This is a genomic window from Cyanobium usitatum str. Tous (assembly GCF_963920485.1).
Classification (GTDB): domain Bacteria; phylum Cyanobacteriota; class Cyanobacteriia; order PCC-6307; family Cyanobiaceae; genus Cyanobium_A; species Cyanobium_A usitatum_A.
In genome coordinates this window covers 201,614-227,236 of record NZ_OY986431.1, presented here as the reverse complement: position 1 = coordinate 227,236, position 25,623 = coordinate 201,614, and the positions used below count along the sequence as shown (strand labels likewise).

Here is a 25,623-nt window from a genome sequence, read left to right as displayed (position 1 = left end):
GGAATATTTAATTCAGAATAGTGCCAGGTTTTGGCGGTCGATTGGCTGGAAGCCAGCGAGCCCCTGCAGATACCCCAGGCAATCGGCCAGCACCACATCGTTGCCGCCGCGCTTATTAATAGACAGAAACAGCGTCTGGCCGATCGGCTGGCCGGGCACGCCGCGCTTGAGGGCGACGCCCTGGCTGCTCAGCTCCACAAACTGCTGGCTCATGCTGTGGTGCAGCAGCAGGCTCGGCGTTTCGGTGAGCAGGCAGTGGGTCTTGAACCACAGATCATCGGCGTGGCCGGCGATCGCCAGCGCCCGCTCCACATCGCGCACCCGCCAGTCGAGCTGGCCCAGCCGATAGCAGATGCCGTCCTTGCCCGTGGGCACCGTCAGCAGGCTGGGTTGCAGCAGCCGCTCATCGTTTACCCGCCAATCCCGATAGGGCACCACCTCTCCCTGCTCCAGCACCATCTGGCGCCCGCGGAAAGCCACCACGCAGCCCCAGCGCTCCTGGGCCGCCACCAGCCGCCGCAGCCAGTCGCGCGGATAGAGGGTGTCGTCATCGGCGGTGATCAGCAGCGGATCAAGCGCCTGCTGCTCCGGCGTCAGCCGCTCCAGCAGCGGCAACAGCTTGCGGTAGGGGCCCCAATTCGCCGTCCAGTGCACCTGCAGCCGCAGGCCAGGCCCCAGGCGCGAGCTCCAGATGCGGCGCTGCAGAAAGCCCGGCAGCACCTCAAAGCCCCGATCCAGCAGGTAGGGCTGCCGGGACAGAAATAAATGCAGCTCCACCAGCCGGCCATCGGCGGGCAGCTGCTGGGCCAGCAGCGAATCGAGCGTGCGCTTCAGGGCCCCCTCGCGGCCGCGGATCGAGGTGAGGCCAATGAACACCGGCGCCGGCTTGTTCACGGAAGCAGCCCCTGGCGCATCAGCCGCCGCCAGCTCGTTAGCCCCAGGCTGCAGCCGTATTCATAGGCCGACGACACCGTGGTCGCAGAGCCCCGCATCAGATACAGCGGCGCCTGCAACCGCACCACCTTGGCCGCCCCATAGCGCTGCTCCAGCCGGCGGCGGAAGTCCACATCACCGCGGGAGCGCACCGAATAAAAGCCGCCCAGCTCCAGCGCCGTAGCCCTGCGCAGCAACAGGGTGGTGATGCCATCACCGAAGAAGCCACCGCCATCGCCATCGGCCTGGGGTGCGCCGCTGGCCTCATCCAGGCGCCCATGGCGGCCATACACCGCCGCCGCCCCCTGCTGCAGCGCCTGCCACTGCAGCTCCAGGCGCAGGGGATGGGAGAGGTCGTCGTCGTCGTGAATCGCCAGGGCCTCGCCCGCCATCTGCTCAATCGCCAGGTTGCGGCAGGCGTACTGGCCCTGGTTGCGCTCTTGGCGCAGCAGCCGCAGCGGCAGATCCAGCTCGGCGGCGGCCTGCTCCAGCAACGCCGCCAGGGCAGCCGCCTCGGGCTCCGGCGTGCCGTCGTCTACCACCAGCACCTCCACCACCGCCACGCTCTGCAGGGCCACCGATTCGAGGGCTTGGCGCAGCAGCTCCAGCCGCGGCCGGTGGCAGGTAAACAGCACCGTGATCGGCAAAGTGACTCGCTCCGCCGCCACCGGCAACATTTGGCGCCACTGGGCCAGGCAGGCGGCAAACACGGCCTGCACGCCGCCGGTAAGGGGTAGCAACAACGGCAGTAGCTCCTGCACGCCGGCCCGCTCCGCCGCCAGCCGCGCCAAGCCCACCGCCCGGCTGGGCAGGCCGGCTGCTACCGCCAGCACCAGGGCCTCTTCGTCTTCGCCATCGAGCAGCCGCAACAGGGGCGTTTTGCCGGCAGCGCTGGCCAGGCGCAGCAGGGCGCCACGCTCCTCCTCACCCGTCACCAAGCGCAGCAGCAGGGTGAGCTGCAGGCGCAGCAGCCGGCGCGGATCCTCCGGCTCGCCAGGCAACTCCTCCGGCGCCAGGGGGCGCAGCTGCAGCGGCTCGGGGCCATTGTTTGGCGGTGGCGGCGCCACGCCGCGGCTATGCAGCTGCACCAGGGCCGGCAGCAGCTCGGCGTTGTCGGCCTGCAGCCAAGTGGTGTGCAGGGGGAAGCGGCGCAGGTCGTGCAGCAGCTTCTGCAGCAGATCCGCCTGCCACCACAGCCGCGGTAGCCCCCGCTCCAGTAGCGCCAGCAGGGCCCGCCGCCAGGGCCGATCCAGCCGGGCGATTGCCGGGTCGCCCAGCAGCAGCACCCCCTTCACCAGCACCAGGCAGGCAGCCGGAGGCAGCAAGCTGGGCAGGCGGTAGCCAGTTTCTGGCGCCAGCTGCGGCAGCAGGGCCTGCAGCAGCGGCAGGTTGGTGCTGCCGCTGAGCACGATCGCCTCCAGCTGGCGCTGCAAAGCCCGCTTCTGCTCTCGCTCACCCGCCTCGGCCGCCACACCGATCGCCAGCACCAGGGCATCGATGGCGCCGGCCAGGGCCGCCAGCCAGCCAGGCCGCTCCTCTGCCAAGGGCGCCTGCAGCAAACGCATCAACGCCAGACCCCGCTCGCCGGGATCATCCAGGGCCGCGCCCCGCTCCAGCCCGGCCCGGCGCAGATCAGCCGCCACCGCCACCAGCTCGCTCTGGCGGCTATTTATCCCGCCCACCAGCGCCTCCAGTAGCCGCAGCCAGGGTTGGGGCTCGGCCTGCTCCAAACCCGCCAGCAGCAGTGCTTGCAAGCTGTGGGCGTAGGCGGGCTGCTCGGCCGCCGGCAGCAGGTGCAGCAAGGCCACCAGCTGGTCGCTCAGGCGCTGCAGGGCAGCGGCTTCCGCCGGGGGGGCGACCAGCCAGCGAGCCAGGGGCAGGGGCCGGCCCAGGGCAGCGGGGGCAGGCCAGCAGCCAGCGGCAAGCTGGCGACGCAGTTGGCACTCCAGCTGCAATAGCTGCAGGGCGGCGGCCGGCTCCAGGGGTTCGGCGGCGGCCAGCAGGGCGCGGTAGGGGGCCAGCAGCAGCGCCAGGGCGGAGGGGAGCAGCTGGGCTTGCGGCTGCTCAGAGAGCTCGAGCTCGGGCCAGGCATCGAGAGCCAGCGGGGTGGCGCCCGCCTGCAGCAGCGCCTGAAGCGGCGGCGCCTCTGCGGGCTGCACCAGGCCCCGACTCCAGGCCAAAGGCAGGGCTAGCAGCAACGCCGGATCGCCGAGCTGGCCCTCCAGGTCGATCAGGGAGGGACCCAGCCGCTGGGGCCAGAGGCTTGGATCAGCCCGCAGCAGCAGGGCCTGATCACAGCCGCTTGCAAATCCATAGCGCCGCACCCCTGGAAGCGCGAAGAGCTTGCGCACCAGCTGGCAGCGGTTGAGGCCCAGGTGGATTGAATCCCCTTGGGCAGATGGCAGGTGCGCGGTGATCAGCGACATGGCAGCCGGGCCAGTGGCGAGAATAGGTGGCCACAGCTGGCCCGCCATGCGGCACCTCGACCTGCTGATCGCCGCGCCGGCCGATCCGGCCGCCCAGGCGGGCTGGGGTGATGTGCATTTCGCCCGGGGGCTGCAACTCGGCCTGCAAAGCCTGGGGCTGAGCTCCCGCCTGCTCTGCCGCGACAGCCACCAGAGCAGTCCGCCGCCGCCGGATGGGAGTGGCCTGCTGGTGCTGCGCGGCAAGTACGCCCCGCCCCTGGCCTGGCTAGAGCGCCAGCCCTACGTGCAAAGGGCCCTGTGGCTGATCAGCTGGCCCCTCAACCCCACCCCCGCGGAACTGGCCTCCTACGACCGGCTGTTTGTCGCCAGTGCCCAGGACACGCCCCGCATCGCCCACCTGAGCGGCCGCCCCACCAGCACCCTGCTCCAGGCCAGCGGCTTCCAGCACTACGGCCGGCCGGAACCCGCGAGCGGCGGGCTGCTGTTTGTGGGCAACACCCGCGGCGTCAACCGGCCGATCGTGCGCGCCTTCCACCAGGCTGGCCTGCCCCTAGACCTAATCGGCGCCGGTTGGGAACAGCTGGGCCTGCAGGCCCAGGCCAGCAGCATCGCCAACGCCCAGCTGCCGGCGCGCTACCGCCGCGCCCTGGCCGTGCTCAACGACCACCACCAGGCCATGCTGGATTACGGCTACCTCAACAACCGGGTCTTCGACGTGTTGGCCTGTGGAGTGCCGGTGATCACCGATGGGGCACCAGGCTGCCCGCCGGAGCTGATGCCGGCCGTGGTGTGCCATCGGCCCGGCAGCGATCCATGCGTCAGCCTGGAGCTGGCAACCGCCCTGCGCGCCCAGCCCCTGCTACTCAGCCAGGTAGCCCGCACAGTGAGGCAGGAGCACAGTTTCGTAGCTCGCGCTCGCCAGCTGCTAGCCGAGCTGGTTCAGGCCTGATCCAGGCGCTGCCCACCAGCCTGCTGCCCCCACCAACCAGCGAAAGGTGCCAGAAAAGCTCGCCTGCCTTCAGCATCAAGCCAGGGCCGGGGCACGAAGCCGCCCGCACCCTGGAGCTGGGCCATCACACCGGCATTACGGGCAATCGCTTCCGCATCTCGGTTTGATTGAGAGGGCTGAAAATCCAAACCATGGGGAATCGAGAGGTAGCTCCAGCGGTGATCCCCCCGCTTGCGGCCGCCATAACCCGCCAGCAGGAAACGACGCGTCCATTCGATGTGTTCGTAGCCGTAGCCCTGAAACAACGGATTCACATAGCCCACATCGCGGCGCAACACGGTCGTGTCGCAACCACTGCAGGCACCAGAAACGATGCTCCAGCGTTCAGGCTTTCGAGCCGAACCCTTTCCCCCCAGCAACTTGCCATGAAATGAGGGGTTGTCGCGCGGCCAGCGGGTGGAACTGAAGTTGATATGACCGTGGCGATGAATTGCCCTACTCCAGATGCGCAGCCAGCGCGGGCTGGTCACCACAACATCGTCTTCAAGGAGAATCAGCTGATCAACGGGCTGCAGGGCCAGGAAATAAAACAGGGCTCGGTTCTTATTGGTGGGGATCCCACCGTTTGGAGCCTCCAGCACAGCATCCACTAATGGTGCAACAGCAGCTGCAGTGCAATCGCTACTGCCGTCGTCGAACACCGCCAAGTGAACCTGATCTCGACAGTGCTGACGCAAACTGTGAACCAAGCGCAGCAACTGCTCGCGGCGGTTGTAAGTGGTAATCGCTATACCGATGCGGGGCCGCATGGGCCCTCTCAGGCTTCTGCCTTGGATCGCGAGCGTTTCTTTGCTTGCCTCTGCTCCGGCGGCGGCGGTGCACTCAGAGGCGGGATGCCGGCCTTATCAAACAACTGCTCCAGCTCATCCACATAGGCGCTGAAGGCCTCAAGCTGCAGGGCTTCCTGCTTGAGATCCTTGGGGAGCTCGGCCCAGGGGTCCTTGCGGCCGGCCTTGATGCGTCGCTGGCGGCGCTGTTCAACCGCTTTTTTAAGTAGCTCGTGATAAGCGGGGTGCTGGGGGTCTTCCAGCAGGGCCCGGGTGAGCTTCTTGATCGCCGGCACCGGCTGCTGCTCAGCCAGATGGGCCTTCACCTCAGCGGTGTTGCGACGACGCAACTCTTTCCACTGAGCCAGCGTGCGCTTCTGGCCAGCCCCCGGAAGCAAGGTGGCCCGGGCATTTGCTTTGCCCTTTCCCTTGGCGCCAGCCTTGCCTCTAATGCGGCTGATCAACTTTTTAAAAGGTGCCGCGATCCGGCCAAGCAAGGAGGGTTTAGGCCTTTTTTTTGGTTTTGTCTTGGCGGGATTGCCGGCTGCAGCTGTGGCGTTGCGCTTGGGTTTGGGCATGCCCTGTCTAAATATTGAAAGCAGCTTACGAGTCTCGGCCGCCAAGGCCAGGCAGGGGCTGGGCCCCTGCCGAAAGCAGGCGACGCCGCACCGCCCGCTCCACACCCGCCAGAGGCGGATTGCTCCAGGGCTCAAAGCCCTCCCGCCAAGGCCCAGGACCGGCGATCAGATCCTCGCCTTGGGCCAGCTCAGGGCTGAACGGCGCCTCAATCAAAAGCCAATGCCAGTGCACTCCAGGCGGCAGCGGCAGCTGCCGCAACGCCGGCTCCCACTCGAAGGGAGCCCAGATATGTAATGGCGCCGCCGCCCCTAGGGCAGGGAACCAGGCATGAGGCCAGCAGGGATTGTCAGGCCAAGCCGCTCCAAACAGTTGGGGATCACTAAGCAGCAGATGAGAGCTGCTACCGGGCGGCCGAACCCCTGGGGCTAGGCAGCCCGGCTCCGTTGCCAACTGGGCTGGACCCGCCGGCAGGGGAGCGGCGGCGGCCAGGTACTGGCGGTGCAAGGCAAGCCGCCAGGCCATCAGCTGAGACCGGTAAAGGCGATTCCAGAACAGATGATCGGTAACCGCACCAGGCCGCTGCTCCCCTGGTTCGGGCGACAGCCATGGCCAGCTGAGCCAGGGCTTGGGCCCAGCAAAGTGCAGCACCGAAAGCCCCTCAGCGCATCCGCCGAGGTATTGCACCAGATATTTGATGTTGCAGTTGAAATTGAGCGGCAGCAGCTCTACAGGCTGATTAGAGAGAAACTGATTCCATACCTTCTGATCTGCAAAGCGATCCAGCAGCGGACAAACCGGCTCCGCCGCCTGGCGGATCAGCGCCTCAAAACGGACTTCCAGCTCGCCATTGAGGGCCCAGCCCGGCACCGACAACACGCCTGAATTGAGCACCGGCCGGCCCGTATGGGGGGAGATGGCTGCCCAGGGTCGATCGCCGCAGTCCGGCACGGCACGGAAAGCATCGCCCTCGCCCCAGAGGGGATCAAGCGATCCGGTGATCAAAAGATCGGAATCAAGCACCAGCACCCTCCGGTAACCCCTCAGGCTGAAGGCGTGACCATTGAGGTAACCCAACAGGCCGATGCGCTGGCGGTTGCTGGAATCCCGCGGCAGGCTTTCAGCCCAGGCGGGTTGTGGCTGCACAAATTGCAGCAGTGGATGAATAGCTAGGAGCCGGTTTTGCAAAAAAGAGCCCAGGCTGCCGTCATGGGCCACCACCACCGGCGAGCTCAAGCCTGGATAAACGGCCTTGAGGCTCAGCAGCAACGCCTCCAAGCCGCGGTAAAAACGATCATTGGCCACCGTGAGCAGCGCCACCTCCGGTCCGGGGTCGCAGGCCGTCAGCAAGGCGTGATGACGACTGGGCCAGTGCAGGTCGTTCAACAATTCCTGCTCGCTGCGACGCAACGAATCAGGCTGGGGATTAGCCGCCTTGAGCTCTGCCGCCTGCTCAGCGGCGGCGGCAGCGAGCACCGGGCGATTTAACCAACCGTAGGGACCAATGGTCAACGGCGATCAACAATCCCCAAGGCAAAGGTGCCGATGCCCCAAAGCACGATCAACACCCCCAGAGTGCCTAGGAACCCCTTCCAGCGCCAGTCCATCGCCTGCAACTGCGGCACCTCAGGATCAGCCAAGCGCACTAAAAACTTGACCTGCTGCTGGGTGCGCTGGCGGCTGTTGTCTGCTGCAGTGATCGAAGATTTAAGGGCTTCAGTGGCAAGCATCATTTCCGTTTCCAGTTTGGAACCTTCAGCCACAATCCGGTTCAGATCCTTACCCTCTGGATTCACCAGCAGGGCGCGTTCCTCATTGATCTGGCGCTGCAGCTCATCAACCTGATCAGTTACGTAGGCAACTTCCGGAGTGGAGTGATCTTTAAACTGACGCTTAAGACTGGCCTCTTCAACCTTAAGGCTGACCAGCTTGCTTTCCAATGATGTTATGTAATCGCTGGCGCCAGCAGCAGACTGAGAAGGATTTATTTCGCGATTTTGATTCTTAAAAGTATTGAAAGCCAAAGAGGCTTTATCAAGACGTTCCCGAGCCCTCTGGACTTCAGTCTCAGCAAAAGTCTGCTGGGTAGCACTGATATTTTGATTAACCCGGTTCATGAACATTTCAGCCTCCTGCAGCAGCAAGCTGTTGAGTCGATATGAAGGGGTAGGCGATAGGCCAACCGTGGTGAGATTGATTACACCAGTGAGATCCTGGGGAATCACGAAAACCTGGCGGCGAAAGAAAGCGAGCTTCTCATCAAAAGTGGCACCACGCCTCAGCCCTGCAAAAGGATCGCGAAGATTCCGTGCCCAGGCAGTTTCAGGTTGGAGCCGCAAAAAGACACGCTTCATCACCTCTGGTGAAGTCAAATAAACAGCCAGAAAGCGGCCATCTTCTAGCGACCCAAGCATGGTGGGACCCGCCAGCGTGGTTCCTAAAAGGGTAGACCCTGTAGTTGCAGGAGCTTCAGGCAGCCGCACAATGAAGCTTGATTGAACCTGGTAGCGGTTGCGGCCCACCCCAAAAAAGTAAATCGCCGAGCCCAGCACCACCACGCCGGCCAGCAAGACAGGGACTGGCAATCTCAGCACTGGCTGCATCCGATCCCGCAAGCGACTGCTAAGGCCAGGAGCCTGAGCTTGGCCTTCGCTGTCAGGCTCGTCGGGCCGCAAGGAGGTGATAAGGCTGGTTGTGCGATGCAGCAGCCCGCTCACCAAGCTTCGTAAGGGAGCAGCTAGCTTCCTCACACCTTGCTCCCCGCGGAACAAGGGGCGAGCAAATTTCGGGCGAGAGAACTGGATCAAGAGGTGAAATGCTGCGCGTTTACCAAATCTATCAGCGAAGGCGATCAATCGCCATCAACACCCGAATCAACCGACACAGACTTATCCACTGCGAACAATAAACTTTCATTATTTCCATAAACCAATAGACCAAAACCTATCGATCCCACCACCCAACCCCAAAAGTAGAAAGCGCTAACACCAGGAATGGGATAGGCAGGGTTGCACGCAGCCCGCATCAACTCAACGCCATGGGCAATTGGATTCCATAGAATCCAGGGGCGGAAAACATCAGGAATGAAACTGATTGAGAAAAATATACAAGAAGTCCAAAGCAAAATACGGCGCAGAAACATCTGCATGAACCAAGCAACAAGTGGCAATCGGCGGCCAACAATCAACGTGCTCAAGCCAATCCCAAATCCAAGCAAAGCCAAACCCAAAAACAGAAAAATCAATGCTCCAGGATCTTGGACTACAGGCCGCCACTCCCAAGCAGCCGAACCCAGCAGAAATACCAGCAACAATGATCCGTAGATCTGCCCAAGCAACAGGCTATTACCCATTAAGGAATCCAGGGGACGAAGACGCCTGTAAAAATATAGCTCACTATTTTTATCTACTCCCCCAATCGCCTTAATAGCAATCTCAGCGAACATAAAAAATGGAATAAAACCCAAAGCCAACCACAACGCCGGATTCATGTAGGTTGCGTCCCCTGCTCCACGCAAAAAGATGCGAAGAGCAAGAAAAGTGACGATTAGAGCCAGCGGCTCGGCAAATACACCAACCACTCCCATAGCACCCTTAGCAGCCCGCAGCTGAAGCTCGCGGCGAGCCACCGCCGAAACCACACGCAGCTGCAAAAGCAGTTTGGACAACACGTAGCGGGGGGCAAGGCTACGCATGGGTCAACTCACCGAACTATTAATGGATTCCATCGTAAGGGCGCTGCTCCTCATGGCCAGATCAAGGGGTTGATTGTGACGCGCTAAAAATTTCATGGCCTGCTGCACCAGCTTTTCCAACGAATCAGCCCCACCTGCCTCTGCGGCAGAGTTGAACTGCCGGCGCTTCATTTGCAGCTCAGGCATCCTCTCCCGCCAATTACAGCCCCAAACCCGTTGGGCAAACTCGTCATTGGCCTGGGCGTAATGGGCTGCCACCGCACCAGCCCCTGCTGCATCAAAGCCGCAATAACGATCATCCTGCCAACCCTGTTGTTCCGCTATGCGACGCACCACAGCTCCCGCGTTGACTAGAGATTTCCCCCTAATACCTAGTTGGTCTAGTCGCTCACCGATCGCCTGAGCCAGCCAAACCCCTTGGCAACCGGGCTGCACGTTGCCTTTACTCGGATCGGCAGGTAGCCAACCTTCGGCTGGGACCTGAACGCCCAAAGCGGCCATCATCCGTTCAAATGGGTCGCCAAAAACGCTGCCATAAGGCAAAAATGTACATGCAATGGCAGGGTTTCTCAGCAAGCTAGCGAACATATAATTGTAGTCGTAGATGTGACGCCTCTCCCCTAACTGATCAGTCACATAAGAGTCAAAGTCTTGATGGTGATACAGGCGCCTGGTGGAATGCACATAACGGGCATTAATATAATCGGGCTGATCGCGCAGGAACAACAACACCTGCAGGCGCCAGCCTTCAGACCTCAACATTTCAACGAGCGCTTTCAGGCTCCGTTTTTTTGTGAGCGGCTGAGTGAATTGCTCTGCACTCAGCAACAACATCGACGTATCGGCGGGCTGCTTGCGTAAAAAACGCTTCCAAATCGGCCAGCGCCGCTTGGCCAAGGCTGACGCCAAAGGCTTGTGCTTAAGAGCCGCCGAGGCCGGATAGCGGACCAAAACGCCAGATTTGGCAAGCTGATTGGCATTTACAGCGATGCGGCTTTGAATATAAGAACTGGCTGTCTTGTGGGTGCCGGCATGTATCACAAGCAAGCGTTGGGCAGTGCTATTCACGGGAGAGGATGCACACAGTGCTAACGCAATACCAAAGTATCATCACTTACACTACTCTCAAGCGAGTCGTCAGACTCAGAATCATCAAGCTCATCACTACCAACCAATTTTGCGACCCGCTTGCTAACACGCTCCCGTCGCCTCTCCTTTTGACGCTTTGACTCCTCCTTAACCATTTCCATGCACACTTCTGGGTCGCCCCGGTATAAAATTTTACCGTCAACTAGAGCCAGGCCTTCTTCGCAATAATCGATTGCCAAATCAGTCTGGCCATTGCCACACACAATTAATGTTCGGCCCTCAATACGCTGCTCAAAGCATTGACGAATACGTACCGAATGGGGATGTATTGCGCGATGGCTCCAGCCCCCAATCCGCCCTACCATGACCACATCAAATTCGAAAGCGAGTGACACTGCCAACTTGAGCGAATCACGCAACGCGCTAGGCCAATCAGCCAAGGGCTCATGAAACATACTTTCATCTACTCCCGCCAACTCCCGAATTAGCCGAATATCCTCATCTATTTGCCCTGGCTGACTATAAACTTCAGCCGCAAAACGTGCATTCACATAGCCAGACAACTTACCCAGAAAAGCGTCGTTTGTTCCTAAAGGCCATGACACCGACGCGTTGTGCTCAACGGTGCCTGCATCTAGGGGCTCAACCCCACTCAGGCAAGCCAACAAGGCTTTGGCCTCAAAACCATTAGCTGCAAAAATGCCAATTCGCTCGCCAGCAAAAACTTCTAGAGAAAGGTCGGAAAAGGCCCTGTAGGAGTGGTTGACCCCCTCCACTACCCACTTAGATGCGCCACGCATCTCCAGAACAGCCTCGGGCTGCTGCATGGGCGAACGTGTGTGCATGGGCGCAGTCAAGATTTGCTCCTTCAAAACCATCTTAACTTGGGTCTACGAGTGCCCCCTTGATGAGCCAGCTGAGTCGTCGCCAAATTCTGTTGGGCCTATCCAGTGCAGGAGTTGCCACCGCATTGGCCGGCACTGGGGTTGCTCGTGTGCGTCAAAGCGACCCTGCCCAGTGGGGCCAGCAAGATCTTCTGATCAGTAATCCCTTCATCTCCGGCGAGGGGGGATACAGCTGCTACCGCACCCCTGGCTTGGCGATAAGTGCCAGTGGCAGCGTGCTGGCCTTCTGTGGCGGGCGCGTCGACAACTGCAAGGACGAAGGCAATATTGATGTGCTGCTGCGGCGCTCCCTTGATGGCGGCCGCAGCTGGGAGCAGCTGCAGGTGCTGGCCAACGACGGGCCCAATCCCTGCAAAATCCCCCTGCCTGTGGTGCTTCCCACCGGGCGCATCCTGCTGCTGTGGCTCTGGAATGCCTCAGTAGCAAGGGAGTCTGACCGGGGCTCTAGAGACATACGCGTTACTTTCTCCGACGACGACGGCAGCAGCTGGGCCCCCTCCCGCGACATCACTGCCCAGGCAAGACTGCCGGGCTGGAAGCCCTGGTATGGAATCGGTCCCGGCCACGGCATTGTCAAGCAGTTGGAACCCGCCAGTGGGCGCATCGTTGTGCCAGCACGGCACAGCATCAAAGGTCGCGGCAGTGCCTCCCACCTGCTCCTCTCAGACGATGGCGGTGCTAGCTGGCGAGTGGGGGCAGTGGCGAGTTACAGCCCCTCCAGTGAATGCACGGTGAGCGAACTCGGCGACGGCAGCCTGATGCTGAACAGCCGCAGTAACGGCGGCCGGCGGGTGGTGAGTATCAGCCGCGATGGTGGCCTCACTATGGCCAGCAGCGGGCCCGATCCCCAGTTGATCGAACCGGTCAACGGCTGCCAGGCAAGCCTGCTCACCTACGGCTTCGGTCCCGGCCAGCAGGCCACATTGGTGTTTGCCAATCCGGTGGATTTACAGCACCGCACCAACGGCCGCCTCCGCCTCAGCACTAACAATGGCCAGAGCTGGAGCCGGGGCTTCGGCTACGGCCAGGGGGCCGGCAGCTTCACTGGCTACAGCGACCTGGCCCGCTTCGCCAACGGCGATGTGGGCCTGCTGGTGGAATCCGGAGCTAGCTACCGCAAAGCTCGGGACAACCAGCGCCACGGCGGCATCGTCTTCCAGCGCATTCCCTTTGAACTGATCCGCGCAGCCTGATCGGGCCGCTTTAAAGATGCCAGCCCATCGGCCAACAGCTGATCGGCAAGGGCAACCAGCTGCCGCCGCTCCTCATCGCTGCGAGGTGCCTCCGGGCTAGGGGAGGGGATGGGGCGGGGGAAAAGCTCCCGCCAGGAACAGCCCCACACCCGGCTGGCAAAACGATCGTTACTTGCTCCATAGCGATGTTCCAGCCGATCGAGCAAAGGCTCGCTCAGCCCCTGAAACGGTTCAGCAGGCCAGCCCTGGCTCTCGGCCATTCGCTCGAGTCCTTCGCGAATCCTCGATTTACAGGCTCCAGCACGCCAGGCCTGCAAATGATGGCGCCGCAGCCGCCGAGCAATCCGCTGGGCGATCCACACGGCCTGCCAGCCAGGTTGGGCGTTGGCGCGCTGATCCAAAGGATCCAAATCGGCGCAGCTAGCTACCCCGATGGCCTGTAGCAAGCGCTCACAGGGATCGGCTTCGCCACTACGAAAAGGCAGTAGCGAACAGCGCACCTCGCCGAGCTCCAAGGCTTCGCCGAACAACCGCTCGTAATCGCACTCGCTCTCACCGCCAGCGCGCATCGTCTGGCTCAGGTAACGCTCAAAAGGCAGCGCAAAGTAAAAGCGCTTCAGCAGCTGGGTGTAGCGCGAGTTGAGGTAAGCCGGCTGATCCCGCACAAAGGCCACTAGATGGAGACCCACCCCCCGCTCCTTGAGAAAACCCAGCAACTGCGCGAGTACGGAGCAGTCCCCATCAGCACTTGGGCTAGCCAGCAGCAGCGAAAGGATCTCGGCCGACACCAGCGGCGTGCGGCCCTTGCGAGCTGCACGATCCAGCAATTTGCCCCAGGGCTGCAGGTTGCCCTGGCTGAGAGCCTTGACCAGACGCATATGGTCACGCCGCCGGCCTGGATAAAGCAGGCCTTGCTGGCGCAAGAACCGCTGATTGCGCTTGAGACGGTGCTGGATGTAAGTCGAAGCGGTCTTGTGGATGCCCACGTGCATGACCAAGGTGCTTGCGGCCAACCGATGTCGATGCTTGAAGGGCTGCAGACTACGAGGCTCTACCCAGCCAGGCTTCAGCCCGCCGGCGCAGCCCCTGCTGGCAGCGCCGCTCCAGCCGATCGAGCAGTTGCTGCAGGGCCAGGTTGAGCACGGGTGCGGCTGCCAAGACGGCCACCCCAGGCAGGTCGGCCCACACCAAAGCCTCGGCCTCTAGGGCTGTTGGTGCAATTGCAGCCGGGCGCAGCCGGGCCTCCAAACCAAAGCGCAGGCGCTCCTGCCACTCGCCCAAACCATCCACCCTGCAGGCGACCTGCTCGATCAGCAGCTCCCCTGCAATCAGCCGAGCCCGCAGCGAAACCCGGGGCTGGAGGATCCAACCCGCCACTGCGTAGGGTCTTGACTTGTAGTCGTACAAATCACCACCATCGGACTGGAGGCGATTGGAGTCGAGCAGGCCGCGCAATGGTCGCAAGGGTTTGGCAAGGAACAGCTCCAGCTGGTCCACCAGCGGGGCAGGTTCAAGCGGCACACGGCAGACACGCCGCTGCTCCAACCTCATGCGGGTTCGACCGGCCTGGCAATCGCCGCCGGCTCCTTGGCCAACAAATCCTCGATCTCGCAAACCGGGAAGCGATTAATCGATTTGAGGGCAGCTCGGGCCTTGCTGCGCAGCTGCTCGCTGATCGCCTCGCAGTAGGGCACCTGGGCCAGCAAATCAACGGTGCGGCGCAGGATTCGCACCACATCACCCTCGTCAAGGGAGGTGTTGGCAATCATGTCGCTCCAGCTGGCACCTTTAGCCCAGGCGTGCACCAGGCCCATCAGCTCGGGCTCCCACCAAAGCGGGAAATTGACCTTGGCGTGCTCCTGCTGACGCTCCAGCTCGCGGCGCAGGCCGCGCAGATCATGCAGGGCCTCCTCGGCCGCTGGTGGCGGCGGGTAGCCGCACCACAGATCGGGCCGGTTGACTTCGGTGGAGATGGCTTCAAACACCGCCGCCAGCTGGGGCGGATCGAGCTCATCGAGGTGGCCGCTCATCAGCGACAGTCCCAGCCACAGCTCGTTGTCGCCGCGCAGGGCGGCGACGGTGCGGCCCACCTCGGTGGGCTCCAGGCCATCAGCCCCAGCCAGAGCGCCGAAGAAACGCAACACCTCAATCAACGCCAGGAACGTATCCCAGTGGCGATTAGAGCGGAAGTGCAGCAGCTGCTGGCGCTCCTCGATCTCTATCTGCAACTCCTCCATGCGGCGGCGGTGCTTCTTGAGCTGGCGGCGGTCGCCCCAGCGGTGGGCTGGATGCAGCTCCAGGCCCTCCTCCAGCTGCTGCACCTGCTGGGCCTGGTCCTGCACCTCACCGGCCAGGTCGTACTGGGGGGTGGCCATGTCGTGGCGACTGGCCATGTGGGCAACGGCAAGGGCCAAGCCGCCGCTGGCCTGATCGCCGTGGCGCAACTCACCAAGCTGGCGCAACTCGGGGGGATCCACCTGGCTCACCTGCAGGCAACTGAGCTCGGCGTGCAAGCTCACCACCCCGTGGCAGGGCAGCAACAGCCAAAGGTTCTCGTCGGTGAGGCACTTGAGCAGGGGAAACTGCCCCGGCCCCTTCACCTTCTCCACAATCACCGCCGGGGTCACCCGGCCGCGCAACTGGGGTGCCTTGAGGCTCACCAAAGTGCCCTCGCTGGCGAATTGCAACGCCAAGGTGAGCTCGTGGGCGACGGTTTCCTCGGCCTGCTGCTGCAAGATCCGCAAAATGCGCCTCTCTTCGCGCAGGTGAGCTCGCTGCTTTTCGTAGTCCTCGAAGTCGTCCCAGGGCACCTCGCCGGAGCCATCTTCCAGGCCTTCGAGCTGCTGCATCAACTGGGCGATGCGGGCCTCGTCCTCGACTAAATCGAGTGTGGCCAGGTAGCGGCCAAAACTGCGCTCCACCAGCTCCTTAGCCTTAGCTAGGTCGTAGCGCTGCAACAAGTTGAGAACCATGCCGTAGCTGGGCATGAACTGGCTGACCAGCGGATCGGCTGGCGCGGTAGCGAGCTGGCCCGCCTCGCGCACGCCCTCAAAGCGGCTCTGCACGGTCACCACGTAGCCCTGGATATCGAGGCCGCGCCGGCCGGCCCGGCCCGCCATCTGCAAAAACTCACTGCCCATCAAGGGGCGGTGGCCTCGCTCGGTGCGCTTGCTCAGCGCCGAAATCACCGTGGTGCGAGCCGGCATGTTGATGCCGGCAGCCAGGGTTTCGGTGGCAAACACCACCTTGATCAGCCCCTGCTGAAACAACTCCTCGATCAGCTCCTTCCATGCCGGCAGCACGCCGGCATGGTGGGCGGCAATGCCGCGTAGCAGGGCCTCGGCGTGGCCGCCCTCCCGCACCGCCTCGGGGGTCGTTGCCACAAAAAGATCCAGGCGGGCCTTAATGCGTGCCTGTTCAGCCGGCGTTACCAGGGCAGCCTTGCCCAGCTCCTTGACGCCCTTATCGCAACCGCGGCGACTGAAGATGAAATAGATGGCCGGCAGCATGTCGCGCTCGGCCATTTGGGCCACCACAAAACCCAGGGGCGGAGCCTCGGGCTGGGGCGGTTTGGGTGTTTTCGGGCCCTTGCGCTGGCCGCCCTTGGGGGCGCGCCACACCTTGCAGTTGGGATGGAGCCCGGTGCCCTCGTCGTTGAGCAAGGGGTGCAGGCCCTTAGCACTGCAAAAGCTGAAGGCCAGCGGCACCGGCCGGTGGTCACTGAGCACCAGCTGGGTGGGCCCATGCACTCTCTCGATCCAGTCGGTGAGCTGGCCGGCATTGGCCACCGTGGCCGAAAGCGCCACCAATTGAATCGGCAGCGGGCAGTGAATGATCGACTCCTCCCAGACGGTGCCGCGCTGGGAATCGTTCATGTAGTGGCACTCATCGAGCACCACCGCCTCCACGCCCTCCAGCGGGTCATCTCCCGCATCGGCTGCCGCGTAGAGCATGTTGCGGAAGATCTCGGTGGTCATCACCACCACCTGGGCCTCCCGGTTGAGGCTCATATCACCGGTGAGCAGCCCCACCTTGTCGGCACCAAACTGCTCGCGGAAATCGCGCAGTTTCTGGTTAGAGAGCGCCTTCAGCGGCGTGGTGTAAAAAACTTTCTGGCCATGGGCCAGAGCGCGGTAGATGGCGTATTCACCCACCAGCGTCTTACCGGAGCCCGTGGGCGCGCTCACCACTACCGAGTGGCCCTGGTTGAGCGCGTCGATCGCCTCGAGCTGGAAGTCGTCGAGCGGGAAAGGAAAAATCGCTGCAGGATCCAGCCCATGGGGCGCCATTTCAGGCACGCTGCTATTTGAGCTGGATCATGGGTCCATCCTATGGGGGAGGAGCCTGATCCGCCTCAGGCCAGCTCTAGTAGCAACAGGCCGTGGCACAAGCTCGGATTTAGCGTTTGCGCAGCCCTGTCCGGTCGTTGACACAACCCGGCACCACCTCGCCCCCCTCAGGGGAAAGAGCCGCCAGCTGGCGGGATGAATTGCTGCGTCAACTCGCAGCCATCCCCGCCCAGCGCCGCCGCGGCCTGCGCAGCTTTGCCCCCGCCGCAACCGCCGCCACCCTGGAGCAGCCCACTGCCAATGGCAGCAGCACTCCCCTGCTGGATCTAGCCAGCAACGACTACCTGGGCCTAAGCCGTCACCCCGCGGTGGTGGCAGCCGCCCAGGCCGCCGCGGCCAGCCAGGGACTGGGGGCCGGAGCCTCGCGGCTGGTGAGCGGCAGTCGGCCGGTGCATGGCGAGCTAGAGGCAGCGCTGGCGACCTGGCTGGGGCGCGAGCAGGTGCTGCTATTTCCAAGCGGCTTTCAGGCAAACCTGGCGGCGGTAGGGGCCCTGGTCGATCGCCACAGCCTGGTGCTGGCCGACCGGCTTATCCACCACTCCCTGCTCACCGGGGTGCGCGCCAGCGGTGCCCGGCTGCAGCGCTTCGGCCACAACGACCTAGCCCAGCTCGACTCCCAGCTGCAAGCTGCCCGCCAGCGCGCTCCCGAGCAGCGGCTTTTGGTGCTGAGCGAGAGCCTGTTCTCGATGCAGGGCACCAGTGTGGATGTGGCGGCCCTGACGGCCCTCTGCGCCGAACACGGCGCCGCCCTGCTGCTCGATGAGGCCCATGCCCTGGGAGTGCTCGGCCCCGGCGGACGGGGGTTGGGCCACAACCAGCCCGAAATCGCCCTGATCAGCGGCACCTTCGGCAAGGCTTTTGGTGGCGGTGGGGCCTTTCTGGCCGGCGATGCCCTGGTGGGGGACTGGCTGCTGCAATCCAGCGGCGCCTTCCGCTACACCACGGCCCTGGCCCCACCTTTGGCCGCCGGCGCCCTGGCTGCCCTGGCCCTGATTCAGGCCGAACCCCGCGGCGAGGCCCTGCTGCAGCGAGCCGCCCGTTGGCGCGCTGGCATCGAAGCGGCCGGCTGGCCGCGGCCGCCAGGCAGCGGGCCGATCCTGCCGCTGCTGGTGGGCGACGATCGCCGGGCTCTCGAGCTGCAACAACGCTTGGAAGCTGCCGGACTGCTGAGCGTGGCCATCCGCCCCCCCACCGTGCCTGAAGGCACGGCGCGGCTGCGGCTGGTGCTGCGCCACGACCTACCGGCGGGCACATCGGCGCGCTTGCTCGCAGCGCTAGGGAGTCCTGCATGCAGCTGATCGCCATGCACGGCTGGGCCGGCGATGCCCAGGGCTGGGAACCATTCCACAGCGCCTGGAGCGCCCGCGGCTGGGCGTGGCAGGGCGGCGAACGGGGCTACGGCGGCCAAGCTCCCAGGCCGGTGGCCTGGCAGAGCGGCCAGGGGCTGAAGCTGGTGATCGCCCACTCGCTGGGCCCCCACTTGCTGCCCGCCGCCGTGCTGGCCCAGGCCGATGCGGTGGTGCTGCTAGCCAGCTTTGGCCGCTTTGTGCCCGAGGGCCCCGGCGGCCGCCGGCTACGCAGCGCCGTGGCGGCCATGGCAAGCCAGCTAGCTGGCCCGGAAGCCAGCACCATGCTGCAAACCTTCATGGAGCGCGCCGCAGCCCCCCAGCCCGCCAGCCTGCTGCCCCCCGGCATCGCCAACTCCTCCCTTGCTGCCTCCGGCCGCCAGCTGCTGGCGGAAGATCTAAACCTGTTGGCGGCCACCGCCGGCTTACCGCCTGGCTTCCCGCTCCAGGCGCGGGTGTTGATCGTGGAGGGCGGCGAGGATCAAATCGTGAGTCCGCAATCCCGCCAGCAACTGCGCAGCCTCCTGCCTGCCGCCGACACCCTGGTGCTGGCGGGCGTGGGGCATTGCCTGCTCAGCCCGGCCCTCGTGCCCACCGTGTGTGGCTGGATCGAGGGCCTGCCATGAACGCAAATCAAGTGCGTGACGCAGTGTTCAGCGCGCGCGTGAGCAGCCGCTTCGGCCGCCACGCCGCCGACTACGCCCGCCATGCCCGCCTGCAGCAGGGGGTGGCCTGGCGCCTGGCCCACCTATGCGCGCCCCTCCCCCTTGCCGCCGGCCCCCGGGCCGATCTCGGCGCCGGCAGCGGGCTGGTGGGGCAGGCGCTGCGGGCTCAGGGATGCCAGGAACCCCTCCTACAGCTTGATATCTGCCCCGAACTACTGGCCCACAACCCCCTGGCAGCCGCCGGCGGCCAGCTCGGCTGGGACCTCAACCGGGGGCTGCCACAGCAACTGGGCCAGGCCTCCCTGCTCACCTCCAGCTTCGCCTTGCAGTGGCTGGATAATCCCCCAGCCCAAGTGCAGCACTGGTGCGAACAGTTGCGGCCAGGAGGCTGGCTTGGCCTGGCAGTGCCGACAAGCGCCAGTTTTCCCCAGTGGCACCAGGCCGCCGCGGCCGCGGGGGTGCCCTGCACAGCCCTGAGCCTGCCCGCCGCCGAAGCCCTGCTGGCCGCCGCCAGCAGGGGCGGCCTGATGGCCCACTACAGCCGCCGGCTGCGCTTCAGCCGCGCCTACGGCAGCGGCCTCGGCTTCCTGCAGCAGCTACAGGGCCTCGGGGCAAGCGCCAGCCGGGCCAGCCGCCTCAGTGCGGCCCAGTTGCGCCGGCTGCTGCACTGCTGGCCAGCTGATGGCTGCGTCAGCTGGGAAGTATTAGTGCTGCTTGGTCAGCGACCCGGCCCATGAGCAGCGGCAGCAACGCCCTGGTGATCTGCGGCACCGACACCGACGTGGGCAAAACCGTGGTGAGCGCCCTTGTGGTGCAGGGGCTCGGGGCCACCTACTGGAAACCGGTGCAAAGCGGACTGGAAGGCGGCGGCGACTCGGGCCGCCTGCAGGCCCTTCTGCAGCTACCAGCTACGCGGTTGCTACCGGAGGCCTACCGGCTGCAGACGCCGGTTTCACCCCACTGGGCCGCCGAACTAGAAGGCATCACGATCGACCCGGCCCGGCTGGCCCTGCCGGCAGTGGCCGGAGCCTTGGTGGTTGAGACCGCCGGTGGGCTGCTGGTGCCCCTGCGCCGCGACTGGCTGCAAATCGATCAGCTAGCCGCCTGGGGGCTGCCGGTGTTGCTGGTGGCCCGCAGCGGCCTGGGCACCCTCAACCACACCCTGCTGTCGGTGCAGGCCCTGCGTCAGCGCTCGATTCCCCTGCTGGGCCTGGTGCTCAATGGCCCGCTCCATCCCGACAATCCCGCCACCCTGGCCGCCTTGGCCCAAGCGCCGGTGTTAGCCCAGCTGCCACCTTTAGAACCGCTCACCGCCTCCGGGCTGGCTGCCCAATGGCAGGCGCAAGACCTGGGCCGTACCCTGAAAGCAGCCATGGGCACAAGCCCCAACCCCAGCCGATGAACAAGCAGCACTGGTTGGTAAGTGGTGCCCTGGTGCTGCTCTGCGGCGGCGTGCTGGTGCTGTTCACCGACGTGGAAACCTCCCTGGTGCGCTGGGTCAACTGCGGGCCGATCTCCAGCGCGGAGGAGCGCCAGAGCCGCATCTGCCGTTAAGGCCCCGCCAGGATCACCGCCTCGGCATCGGCCCGCGACAAGCCATAGGGAAAGTGACGCACACACACCTGGCCGTCGCTGTGCCAGCTCACTTTGAGCTCGTCCACCTCCAGCTCAATCTGGGCGCTCCATTCGGGGCGGTGCAGGTCCCAGAGGCAGGGATTGGCGCGATGCCGCTTGCCACCCAACTGCTCCAGCCAGAGCTCCAGAGCAGGCAGGGGGTGGTGATACAGCGGTGTCTGGGAACTGGGCATCTCGGTCATGAAGCCAACCCTGTCACGTTGGTGGGGGCGCCCTCAGGCCACCAGCTGGGCCATTGCACCAATTGGGCGCCGCGCATCCAGGCCACTCCCACACCCAAAACCAAGCTCAACACCAGGGCAAAACCCAGCAGCAGCAGCGCCAGCCACTCGCCACCAGAAAGATCACGCCGCACCGAAGCAGGCCGAGAAATGATCGTCGGTGGCGGTGCAACGGGGCTGCTGGGCACCGAAGCCGGGCGTAGCTGGTCGTCGTAGCGCTGGCGCGAGGCCGGGTCGCTCAGCACCCCATAAGCCTGCTGCAGCTGCTGGAAAGCCAATGCAGCCTCCCCAGCTGGCAGCACGGTGGTGTCGGGGTGGTAGCGCTTGCTCAGCCCCCGGAACGCTTGGCGTAGCTCCTGGGGCGAGGCGCTCTGCGGCACCTGGAGCAACGTGTAATAACTGGGTGGGGAGCTGGCCAAGGGCAGGGCGCCGGGAAAACGATCCGGTCTGCGGGATCCTAGAGATCAGAAACCCGTCGCCAAGCTGGATGGCTCGCACCCTCACCGGCAATGCCCTCTGGCAGGAGCTCGGCTGGCAGCCCAGCCCAGCCCAAGAAAAGTCGCTTGGCGACCTGCAGGAGCAGCTGCGCCAATGGAATAGCAAGCTCAACTTGACCCGACTGGTGGAGGACGACGACTTCTGGATAGCCCAGGTGTTTGACAGCCTCTGGCCCCTGGTGCCCCTGCTGCAATCGGGGGCAGCCCAGGCACCGCTGCGACTGATCGATGTGGGCACCGGCGGTGGCTTCCCCGGCCTGGCGCTAGCGATCGCCTTTCCCCAGGCCCATTTGACCCTGGTGGATTCGGTGGGGCGCAAGGTGGAGGCGGTGCAGGCCATGGCCGCAGCGCTGGGGCTTGGGGAGCGGGTGCAGCTGCGCTGCGAAAGGATCGAGCGCACCGGCCAGCAGCAGGCCTGTCGGGGCCAGTTCGACTGGGCCCTGGCCCGGGCGGTGGCCAGCGCGCCGGTGGTGGCCGAATACCTGGTGCCGCTGCTGCAACCCCAGGGGCGAGCCCTGCTTTATCGCGGCCAGTGGTCAGCCGATGACCAACGGGACCTCAACGCCGCCCTTATCCCCCTCAAGGCTGGCATCGACCAGTGCCTGGCCAGGGAATTACCAAGTGGCCGAGGTAGCCGCCACGCCCTGGTGGTTAAACCGCTGGCGCCCTGCCCGCGCACCTATCCCCGGGCCGTGGGGCTGCCGGCTAAGCAGCCCCTGGGCGCGGCAACGTGCGCTTAAGACGCACCGGCGAAGGCACACCAAGGGGAAGAATTTCTTGACCTTCTAGCTGCTGCTGCAACTCGGGCAACTGCTCATAAGCAACCCAATGAATGCAGTCAACGGGACAGGTATCGATCGCCTCCTGTATGAGCTCGGTGGAGTCGCCGTCCTGGCGAATCGCCCGGGAGCGGCCCCAGTGGGGCTCCACCACAAAGGTGTTGACTGCCACGTGGGCGCAGTAGCGGCAGCCAATGCAGACAGCCTCATCAACCCATACAGCCTTCTGACCCAAAGCTCCGCCGAGCAGTGGTTCGTGACCACTTCGGCGTGACTCGGGGGGAAGGGCCGTGGCGGTGAATGCCAGGGAGGGATCAACCATGCCGGGGTGAGCTCCCGGATCTAGGCCCAACGGGTAACCACCAATTCAATGCTGCCATCTTGCTGCTGTGCTTGTTCACTCACCTGGAAACCCTCCTCAGCCGTGGCGGCCAGGATGCTGCGCAGGGCATAGCGCTGGTTGAGCTGGGCCAGGAAGCGCTCCACCGGCACGGGTTGATTCCAGAGGTCGAGATCGGTCACCAGCTCATAACTGCCGGTTTCAGGATTGAGGCGAAAACCGATATCAGCGCCATTGGCCTGGTCCACAGCCAGCTGGGCCTCCACGGTTTGGCCGCGATAACCGCGGACCATCAAGCTTCCCTGCCTTGGGCCGTGGCCCAGATCCTCGAGCGCCTCGAGCAAGGACTGGCGATCACGGAGCTCGGTCTTGATGGTGCTGAAGTGCGACATCGATTTAGGGAGAAGTAATCGGTTCAGGAGAGGGACTGGACCTGGCTTTGTTGGACCTCCTGTTGCTGGCAGATAAAAGCCTCAGCGGTAGACCGACGCTGCTGCACAACTCCAAGCCTGGCCTCAATGCGCTCAGTGAGCTGCTCGCAGGCCATGCCGTTCAGTCCTTCCACCAGCTCATCGACGCGCCCGTCGGGGTGGATTCGGTAGCGGATGGTGAGCTGTTCCATCCCACGGACTGAGAAGTTTGTGGATGTTAACCAGGAAATCCTGCAGCTGGTTAGCTGAGCAACCCCTCCTCCACCAGGGTCTGCAGACGCTCCAACACCTCCGGCTGCTCGAGCTGCTCGAGGGCCAGCCGGGCCTCATCGCGCACCCCCAATTCGAAATCGTTGAGCATGGCGTGCAACAACGACTCAACCACCAGCTGCTGCCGGGGCTCCACCAGCTCGCCGTAGAGGCGACCTAGGGCCCAGGCGCTGTTGCTGCGCACCGCCGGCTCACTGTCGATGCCCAAGCTGAGCAACAACTGGGCCGCGGCGGGATCGGCCTTGGCCGGCCCGGTGCAGCCCGCCTCAGCCAGGGAGCTGGCAGCCCAGAGGCGCACCGCGGCGATGTCCACCTGCAGGGAGCGGATTAGGGGATTGAGGATCGGGGCCTCGGGGTAGTTGCCCAGGCTCCAGGCCACGGCCTTGCGCACGTAGCCGTTGTCGTCTGAAACAAGCAGGCCCAGCAGGGGCTCAACCGCCTGGGGGCTGGGGTTGCGGCCCAAGGCGTAGACCGCGCTCATCCGCAGGATCGGGCAGCTCTCCGTCAGCAGCGGCAGCAGCAGGGGCAGGGCCCGGGGATCGCGATGCTCACAAAAAATGCGCAACCCATGCATGCACTGCTCCTGGCTGCTTGCCCCTGCATCGCCCCGCAACAAGGCCAAGCCCAGATCGCACTCGGCCGCCACATCACTGGCCGTTGGATCACTGCTATCGAGGTCGTCGAGCGGATCACCACGCAGCTCCTCTGCCAGCTCCTGAGCCAGCATCTCGGGGTCGAGGTACAGCTCCTGGGGACTGCTACCGAAGGGACTATCACCGAAAGAAGAGTCACCGAAGGGAATCTCCCCACCGGAGGGCTGATCGGACTGGGGAGAAACGCTCACAACGTTGATTTAGCCAATCGGGGCAGGGGCCGCCATGTCACCTGGCAACCAGATGCGGGCGCTCACGGCAAACAGGGCCAGCCCGAACAACACCACGATGGCGGCCGGCAGCAGGGTGGAGCGAAAAAATTGCAAAGCCGTGGGTTTTGCGAGTGCTGGATCCCATCATGACTCCTGCAAAGCCAGCAGCATCTCCGCTTCTGCCCTGCTCAAGAGAATCTGGATTTTGACCAAGAAGGCGCGTGCTCGAGCTGGGAATTGACGCCTCTCCTTGCGCCGCCACCACCGCATTACGCTCCGCTCTAGGCCGTAGGCATAGGCCCCCGCACGAACCAGCGAAACAGGTTGACTAGCAAGCTCGGCATAACGAGTTGAGAGATGCTCAAAAAATGTTTGCTGTTCAATTGAGTCAAGCCCCCAAGCGGCGTAATGGTGCAAATCAGCACCAACAACGTTGTGGCTTACACTTCCGAAATCAATAAATCTAATCTCAGAGTCAGGCCCTAAGACGTTATCGCCTGCCATATTGCCTGGCCCAATGTCATTGTGGCAAAGCACCATTGGGGCCCCCTCGAGCCAACTAGCCAAGGCTTGCACTCGCATTATTAAACCGGAGCAGTCAAAGGAAGAGTCATTCGTTCGCCGGATCAACTTGCGCAGGCGCCGAGTATTAGCCAAAACCCTATGACGAAACAAGGGAATCGCCGCTCGACCCTCCGCCTCGGCTAGGTAGCTCTCAAGTCGAATGATATGTTCAGCCAAAACAGTGGCTTCACCCGGAGTAGCCAACTCCAGCTTCCCAACATTTGGGAGATCTTCCATAAGCACCTGGCAATTTTCATCCCCTGCAGTCAAGCCAAATATCAAAGGAACAGGCAACCGCAAGGAACGCGGTGGGCGAGGGGATGCAAGAAATAGACAGCGCAACACAAGTGCTTCCCCGTCAACACCAAATCGCTTTTGAACAAACCGGAGCGATCCCCAACGACTTTCTGCGCGAGCAAGCAAGCCATCACGCCAAAATCGAGGCAGCCATTGCGGCAACTCGGCAACAAAAAAACCCATATCCAAGCTTGTAAAGCCCTGCGGCCTTTCGGAGCCATCGACAACCTTCACTAGAGCCAACGGCCCCAAAAGACGTCTCGCAGCTGCAGCACTAGACTGAGCACCCAAGGCGCGCTTGCTAAAGAGCCCTTCTTTTACAGTGTTGAGCATCAGTAAGCTTTAAGAAAAAACTGCATATTCCTATGGCGAGCCTCTTCAGTAGGCCCAGATTAACGCCTAAGGTTGGCTCAATAATTTTCTTATAATGGTCAAGAGTTCCGGCAGCTGGCGGCGCCTGACAGCTGTGACCGCCGAGGGAGCAGGGAGTAGCCAGTAGCAACTCCGCTGATGGCGGACAGCAAGTTGCAGCAGGGGCAGGGCCCGGGGATCGCGATGTTCACAAAAAATGCGCAACCCATGCATGCACTGCTCCTGGCTGCTTGCCCCTGCATCGCCCCGCAACAAGGCCAAGCCCAGATCGCACTCGGCCGCCACATCACTGGCCGTTGGATCACTGCTATCGAGGTCGTCGAGCGGATCACCACGCAGCTCCTCTGCCAGCTCCTGAGCCAGCATCTCGGGGTCGAGGTACAGCTCCTGGGGACTGCTA

At 63.6% G+C, this 25,623-nt stretch carries 29 protein-coding genes; 8 read left to right on the top strand and 21 right to left on the bottom strand.

From position 1 onward, the window contains the following. Window positions 1–12: 12 nt before the first annotated feature. Window positions 13–894 (bottom strand): hypothetical protein, encoded by an 882-nt coding sequence (locus U9970_RS01235; RefSeq protein ID WP_322764950.1) that lies wholly within the window; start codon window positions 892–894, stop codon window positions 13–15. Further along, window positions 891–3,359: a glycosyltransferase family A protein gene (locus U9970_RS01230; protein ID WP_322764949.1), complete on the bottom strand. Its 2,469-nt coding sequence runs from the start codon at window positions 3,357–3,359 to the stop codon at window positions 891–893. The genes U9970_RS01235 and U9970_RS01230 overlap by 4 nt, the downstream gene beginning before the upstream one ends. On the opposite strand from U9970_RS01230, the gene U9970_RS01225 reads away from it, so the two are divergent. After that, window positions 3,358–4,308 (top strand): glycosyltransferase family protein, encoded by a 951-nt coding sequence (locus U9970_RS01225; protein ID WP_322764948.1) that lies wholly within the window; start codon window positions 3,358–3,360, stop codon window positions 4,306–4,308. The two genes, U9970_RS01230 and U9970_RS01225, sit on opposite strands and share 2 nt — an antisense overlap. Here the strand turns inward: U9970_RS01225 and U9970_RS01220 are convergent. The 7 genes from U9970_RS01220 to U9970_RS01190 form a co-directional block, all read right to left on the bottom strand. Beyond that, complete coding sequence (locus tag U9970_RS01220; RefSeq protein WP_322764947.1) at window positions 4,299–5,117, bottom strand: glycosyltransferase family 2 protein; 819 nt, start codon at window positions 5,115–5,117, stop codon at window positions 4,299–4,301. The two genes, U9970_RS01225 and U9970_RS01220, sit on opposite strands and share 10 nt — an antisense overlap. Window positions 5,118–5,125: 8 nt before the next feature. Beyond that, complete coding sequence (locus tag U9970_RS01215; protein ID WP_322764946.1) at window positions 5,126–5,713, bottom strand: hypothetical protein; 588 nt, start codon at window positions 5,711–5,713, stop codon at window positions 5,126–5,128. Between the two features lie 25 nt (window positions 5,714–5,738). Further along, the gene (locus U9970_RS01210; RefSeq protein WP_322764945.1) at window positions 5,739–7,187 is read right to left on the bottom strand and encodes a glycosyltransferase family protein; all 1,449 of its coding nucleotides are present in this window, start codon (window positions 7,185–7,187) and stop codon (window positions 5,739–5,741) included. Between the two features lie 32 nt (window positions 7,188–7,219). Beyond that, entirely contained in the window at window positions 7,220–7,855 is a 636-nt protein-coding gene (locus tag U9970_RS01205) for a hypothetical protein (RefSeq protein WP_322764944.1), read from the bottom strand. 707 nt (window positions 7,856–8,562) lie between these two features. Further along, window positions 8,563–9,405, bottom strand: coding sequence for an ABC transporter permease (locus U9970_RS01200; protein ID WP_322764943.1), 843 nt, complete (start codon window positions 9,403–9,405; stop codon window positions 8,563–8,565). A 3-nt stretch (window positions 9,406–9,408) separates the two neighbouring features. Further along, window positions 9,409–10,473 (bottom strand): hypothetical protein, encoded by a 1,065-nt coding sequence (locus U9970_RS01195; RefSeq protein WP_322764942.1) that lies wholly within the window; start codon window positions 10,471–10,473, stop codon window positions 9,409–9,411. Between the two features lie 20 nt (window positions 10,474–10,493). Beyond that, on the bottom strand, window positions 10,494–11,321 hold the full coding sequence (locus tag U9970_RS01190) for a hypothetical protein (protein ID WP_322764941.1): 828 nt from the start codon (window positions 11,319–11,321) through the stop codon (window positions 10,494–10,496). Window positions 11,322–11,401: 80 nt separating this feature from the next. Between U9970_RS01190 and U9970_RS01185 the strand changes: the two genes are divergently transcribed. After that, complete coding sequence (locus U9970_RS01185) at window positions 11,402–12,592, top strand: sialidase family protein (RefSeq protein ID WP_322764940.1); 1,191 nt, start codon at window positions 11,402–11,404, stop codon at window positions 12,590–12,592. Here U9970_RS01185 and U9970_RS01180 read toward each other — a convergent pair. The 3 genes from U9970_RS01180 to U9970_RS01170 are packed head-to-tail and all read right to left on the bottom strand — an operon-like array spanning window position 12,511 to window position 16,881. Then, entirely contained in the window at window positions 12,511–13,605 is a 1,095-nt protein-coding gene (locus tag U9970_RS01180) for a hypothetical protein (protein ID WP_322764939.1), read from the bottom strand. The genes U9970_RS01185 and U9970_RS01180 overlap by 82 nt on opposite strands. 28 nt (window positions 13,606–13,633) lie before the next feature. Beyond that, window positions 13,634–14,113, bottom strand: coding sequence for a DUF1997 domain-containing protein (locus U9970_RS01175; protein ID WP_322764938.1), 480 nt, complete (start codon window positions 14,111–14,113; stop codon window positions 13,634–13,636). Between the two features lie 26 nt (window positions 14,114–14,139). Then, entirely contained in the window at window positions 14,140–16,881 is a 2,742-nt protein-coding gene (locus U9970_RS01170; protein ID WP_322765976.1) for a DEAD/DEAH box helicase, read from the bottom strand. Between the two features lie 200 nt (window positions 16,882–17,081). Here U9970_RS01170 and U9970_RS01165 point away from each other — a divergent pair, with 200 nt between their 5' ends. Genes U9970_RS01165 through U9970_RS01145 form a run of 5 tightly spaced genes read left to right on the top strand, consistent with a single transcriptional unit; the run spans window position 17,082 to window position 20,506 of the window. Continuing rightward, window positions 17,082–18,239 (top strand): aminotransferase class I/II-fold pyridoxal phosphate-dependent enzyme, encoded by a 1,158-nt coding sequence (locus tag U9970_RS01165; protein ID WP_407653097.1) that lies wholly within the window; start codon window positions 17,082–17,084, stop codon window positions 18,237–18,239. Continuing rightward, window positions 18,230–18,913 carry an alpha/beta hydrolase family protein gene (locus U9970_RS01160; protein ID WP_322764937.1) on the top strand — a complete coding sequence of 228 codons (684 nt, stop codon included), beginning with the start codon at window positions 18,230–18,232 and terminating at the stop codon, window positions 18,911–18,913. The genes U9970_RS01165 and U9970_RS01160 overlap by 10 nt, the downstream gene beginning before the upstream one ends. Next, complete coding sequence (locus U9970_RS01155) at window positions 18,910–19,689, top strand: methyltransferase domain-containing protein (RefSeq protein ID WP_322764936.1); 780 nt, start codon at window positions 18,910–18,912, stop codon at window positions 19,687–19,689. The genes U9970_RS01160 and U9970_RS01155 overlap by 4 nt, the downstream gene beginning before the upstream one ends. Further along, window positions 19,686–20,354 carry a dethiobiotin synthase gene (gene bioD / locus U9970_RS01150; protein ID WP_322764935.1) on the top strand — a complete coding sequence of 223 codons (669 nt, stop codon included), beginning with the start codon at window positions 19,686–19,688 and terminating at the stop codon, window positions 20,352–20,354. Before U9970_RS01155 ends, bioD begins: the two co-directional genes overlap by 4 nt. Further along, window positions 20,351–20,506, top strand: a complete 156-nt coding sequence (locus U9970_RS01145; RefSeq protein ID WP_322764934.1) for a hypothetical protein — start codon at window positions 20,351–20,353, stop codon at window positions 20,504–20,506. The genes bioD and U9970_RS01145 overlap by 4 nt, the downstream gene beginning before the upstream one ends. Here the strand turns inward: U9970_RS01145 and U9970_RS01140 are convergent. Together U9970_RS01140 and U9970_RS01135 are read right to left on the bottom strand one after the other, a co-directional pair. Further along, window positions 20,503–20,769, bottom strand: coding sequence for a DUF3143 domain-containing protein (locus U9970_RS01140; protein ID WP_322764933.1), 267 nt, complete (start codon window positions 20,767–20,769; stop codon window positions 20,503–20,505). The genes U9970_RS01145 and U9970_RS01140 overlap by 4 nt on opposite strands. Continuing rightward, complete coding sequence (locus tag U9970_RS01135; protein WP_322764932.1) at window positions 20,766–21,227, bottom strand: J domain-containing protein; 462 nt, start codon at window positions 21,225–21,227, stop codon at window positions 20,766–20,768. Before U9970_RS01135 ends, U9970_RS01140 begins: the two co-directional genes overlap by 4 nt. A 68-nt stretch (window positions 21,228–21,295) precedes the next feature. Between U9970_RS01135 and rsmG the strand changes: the two genes are divergently transcribed. Continuing rightward, a complete protein-coding gene (gene rsmG / locus U9970_RS01130) occupies window positions 21,296–22,045 on the top strand; it encodes a 16S rRNA (guanine(527)-N(7))-methyltransferase RsmG (protein WP_322764931.1) in 750 nt (249 codons plus the stop codon). Here rsmG and U9970_RS01125 read toward each other — a convergent pair. The 7 genes from U9970_RS01125 to U9970_RS01095 all read right to left on the bottom strand — a co-directional run bounded on the left by U9970_RS01125 (window position 22,011) and on the right by U9970_RS01095 (window position 25,589). Then, a complete protein-coding gene (locus U9970_RS01125; protein WP_322765974.1) occupies window positions 22,011–22,406 on the bottom strand; it encodes a ferredoxin in 396 nt (131 codons plus the stop codon). The two genes, rsmG and U9970_RS01125, sit on opposite strands and share 35 nt — an antisense overlap. A 20-nt stretch (window positions 22,407–22,426) precedes the next feature. Beyond that, window positions 22,427–22,816: a DUF1257 domain-containing protein gene (locus U9970_RS01120; protein WP_322764930.1), complete on the bottom strand. Its 390-nt coding sequence runs from the start codon at window positions 22,814–22,816 to the stop codon at window positions 22,427–22,429. Window positions 22,817–22,839: 23 nt separating this feature from the next. Continuing rightward, on the bottom strand, window positions 22,840–23,046 hold the full coding sequence (locus tag U9970_RS01115) for a DUF2997 domain-containing protein (protein ID WP_322764929.1): 207 nt from the start codon (window positions 23,044–23,046) through the stop codon (window positions 22,840–22,842). A 50-nt stretch (window positions 23,047–23,096) separates the two neighbouring features. Then, window positions 23,097–23,852, bottom strand: a complete 756-nt coding sequence (locus tag U9970_RS01110; RefSeq protein WP_322765973.1) for a HEAT repeat domain-containing protein — start codon at window positions 23,850–23,852, stop codon at window positions 23,097–23,099. Window positions 23,853–23,978: 126 nt separating this feature from the next. Beyond that, the gene (locus U9970_RS01105; protein WP_254931229.1) at window positions 23,979–24,104 is read right to left on the bottom strand and encodes a hypothetical protein; all 126 of its coding nucleotides are present in this window, start codon (window positions 24,102–24,104) and stop codon (window positions 23,979–23,981) included. Between the two features lie 30 nt (window positions 24,105–24,134). Next, window positions 24,135–25,184, bottom strand: a complete 1,050-nt coding sequence (locus tag U9970_RS01100; protein ID WP_322764928.1) for a phosphotransferase — start codon at window positions 25,182–25,184, stop codon at window positions 24,135–24,137. A gap of 66 nt (window positions 25,185–25,250) precedes the next feature. Continuing rightward, window positions 25,251–25,589, bottom strand: coding sequence for a hypothetical protein (locus U9970_RS01095; RefSeq protein ID WP_322764927.1), 339 nt, complete (start codon window positions 25,587–25,589; stop codon window positions 25,251–25,253). Window positions 25,590–25,623: the final 34 nt, after the last annotated feature.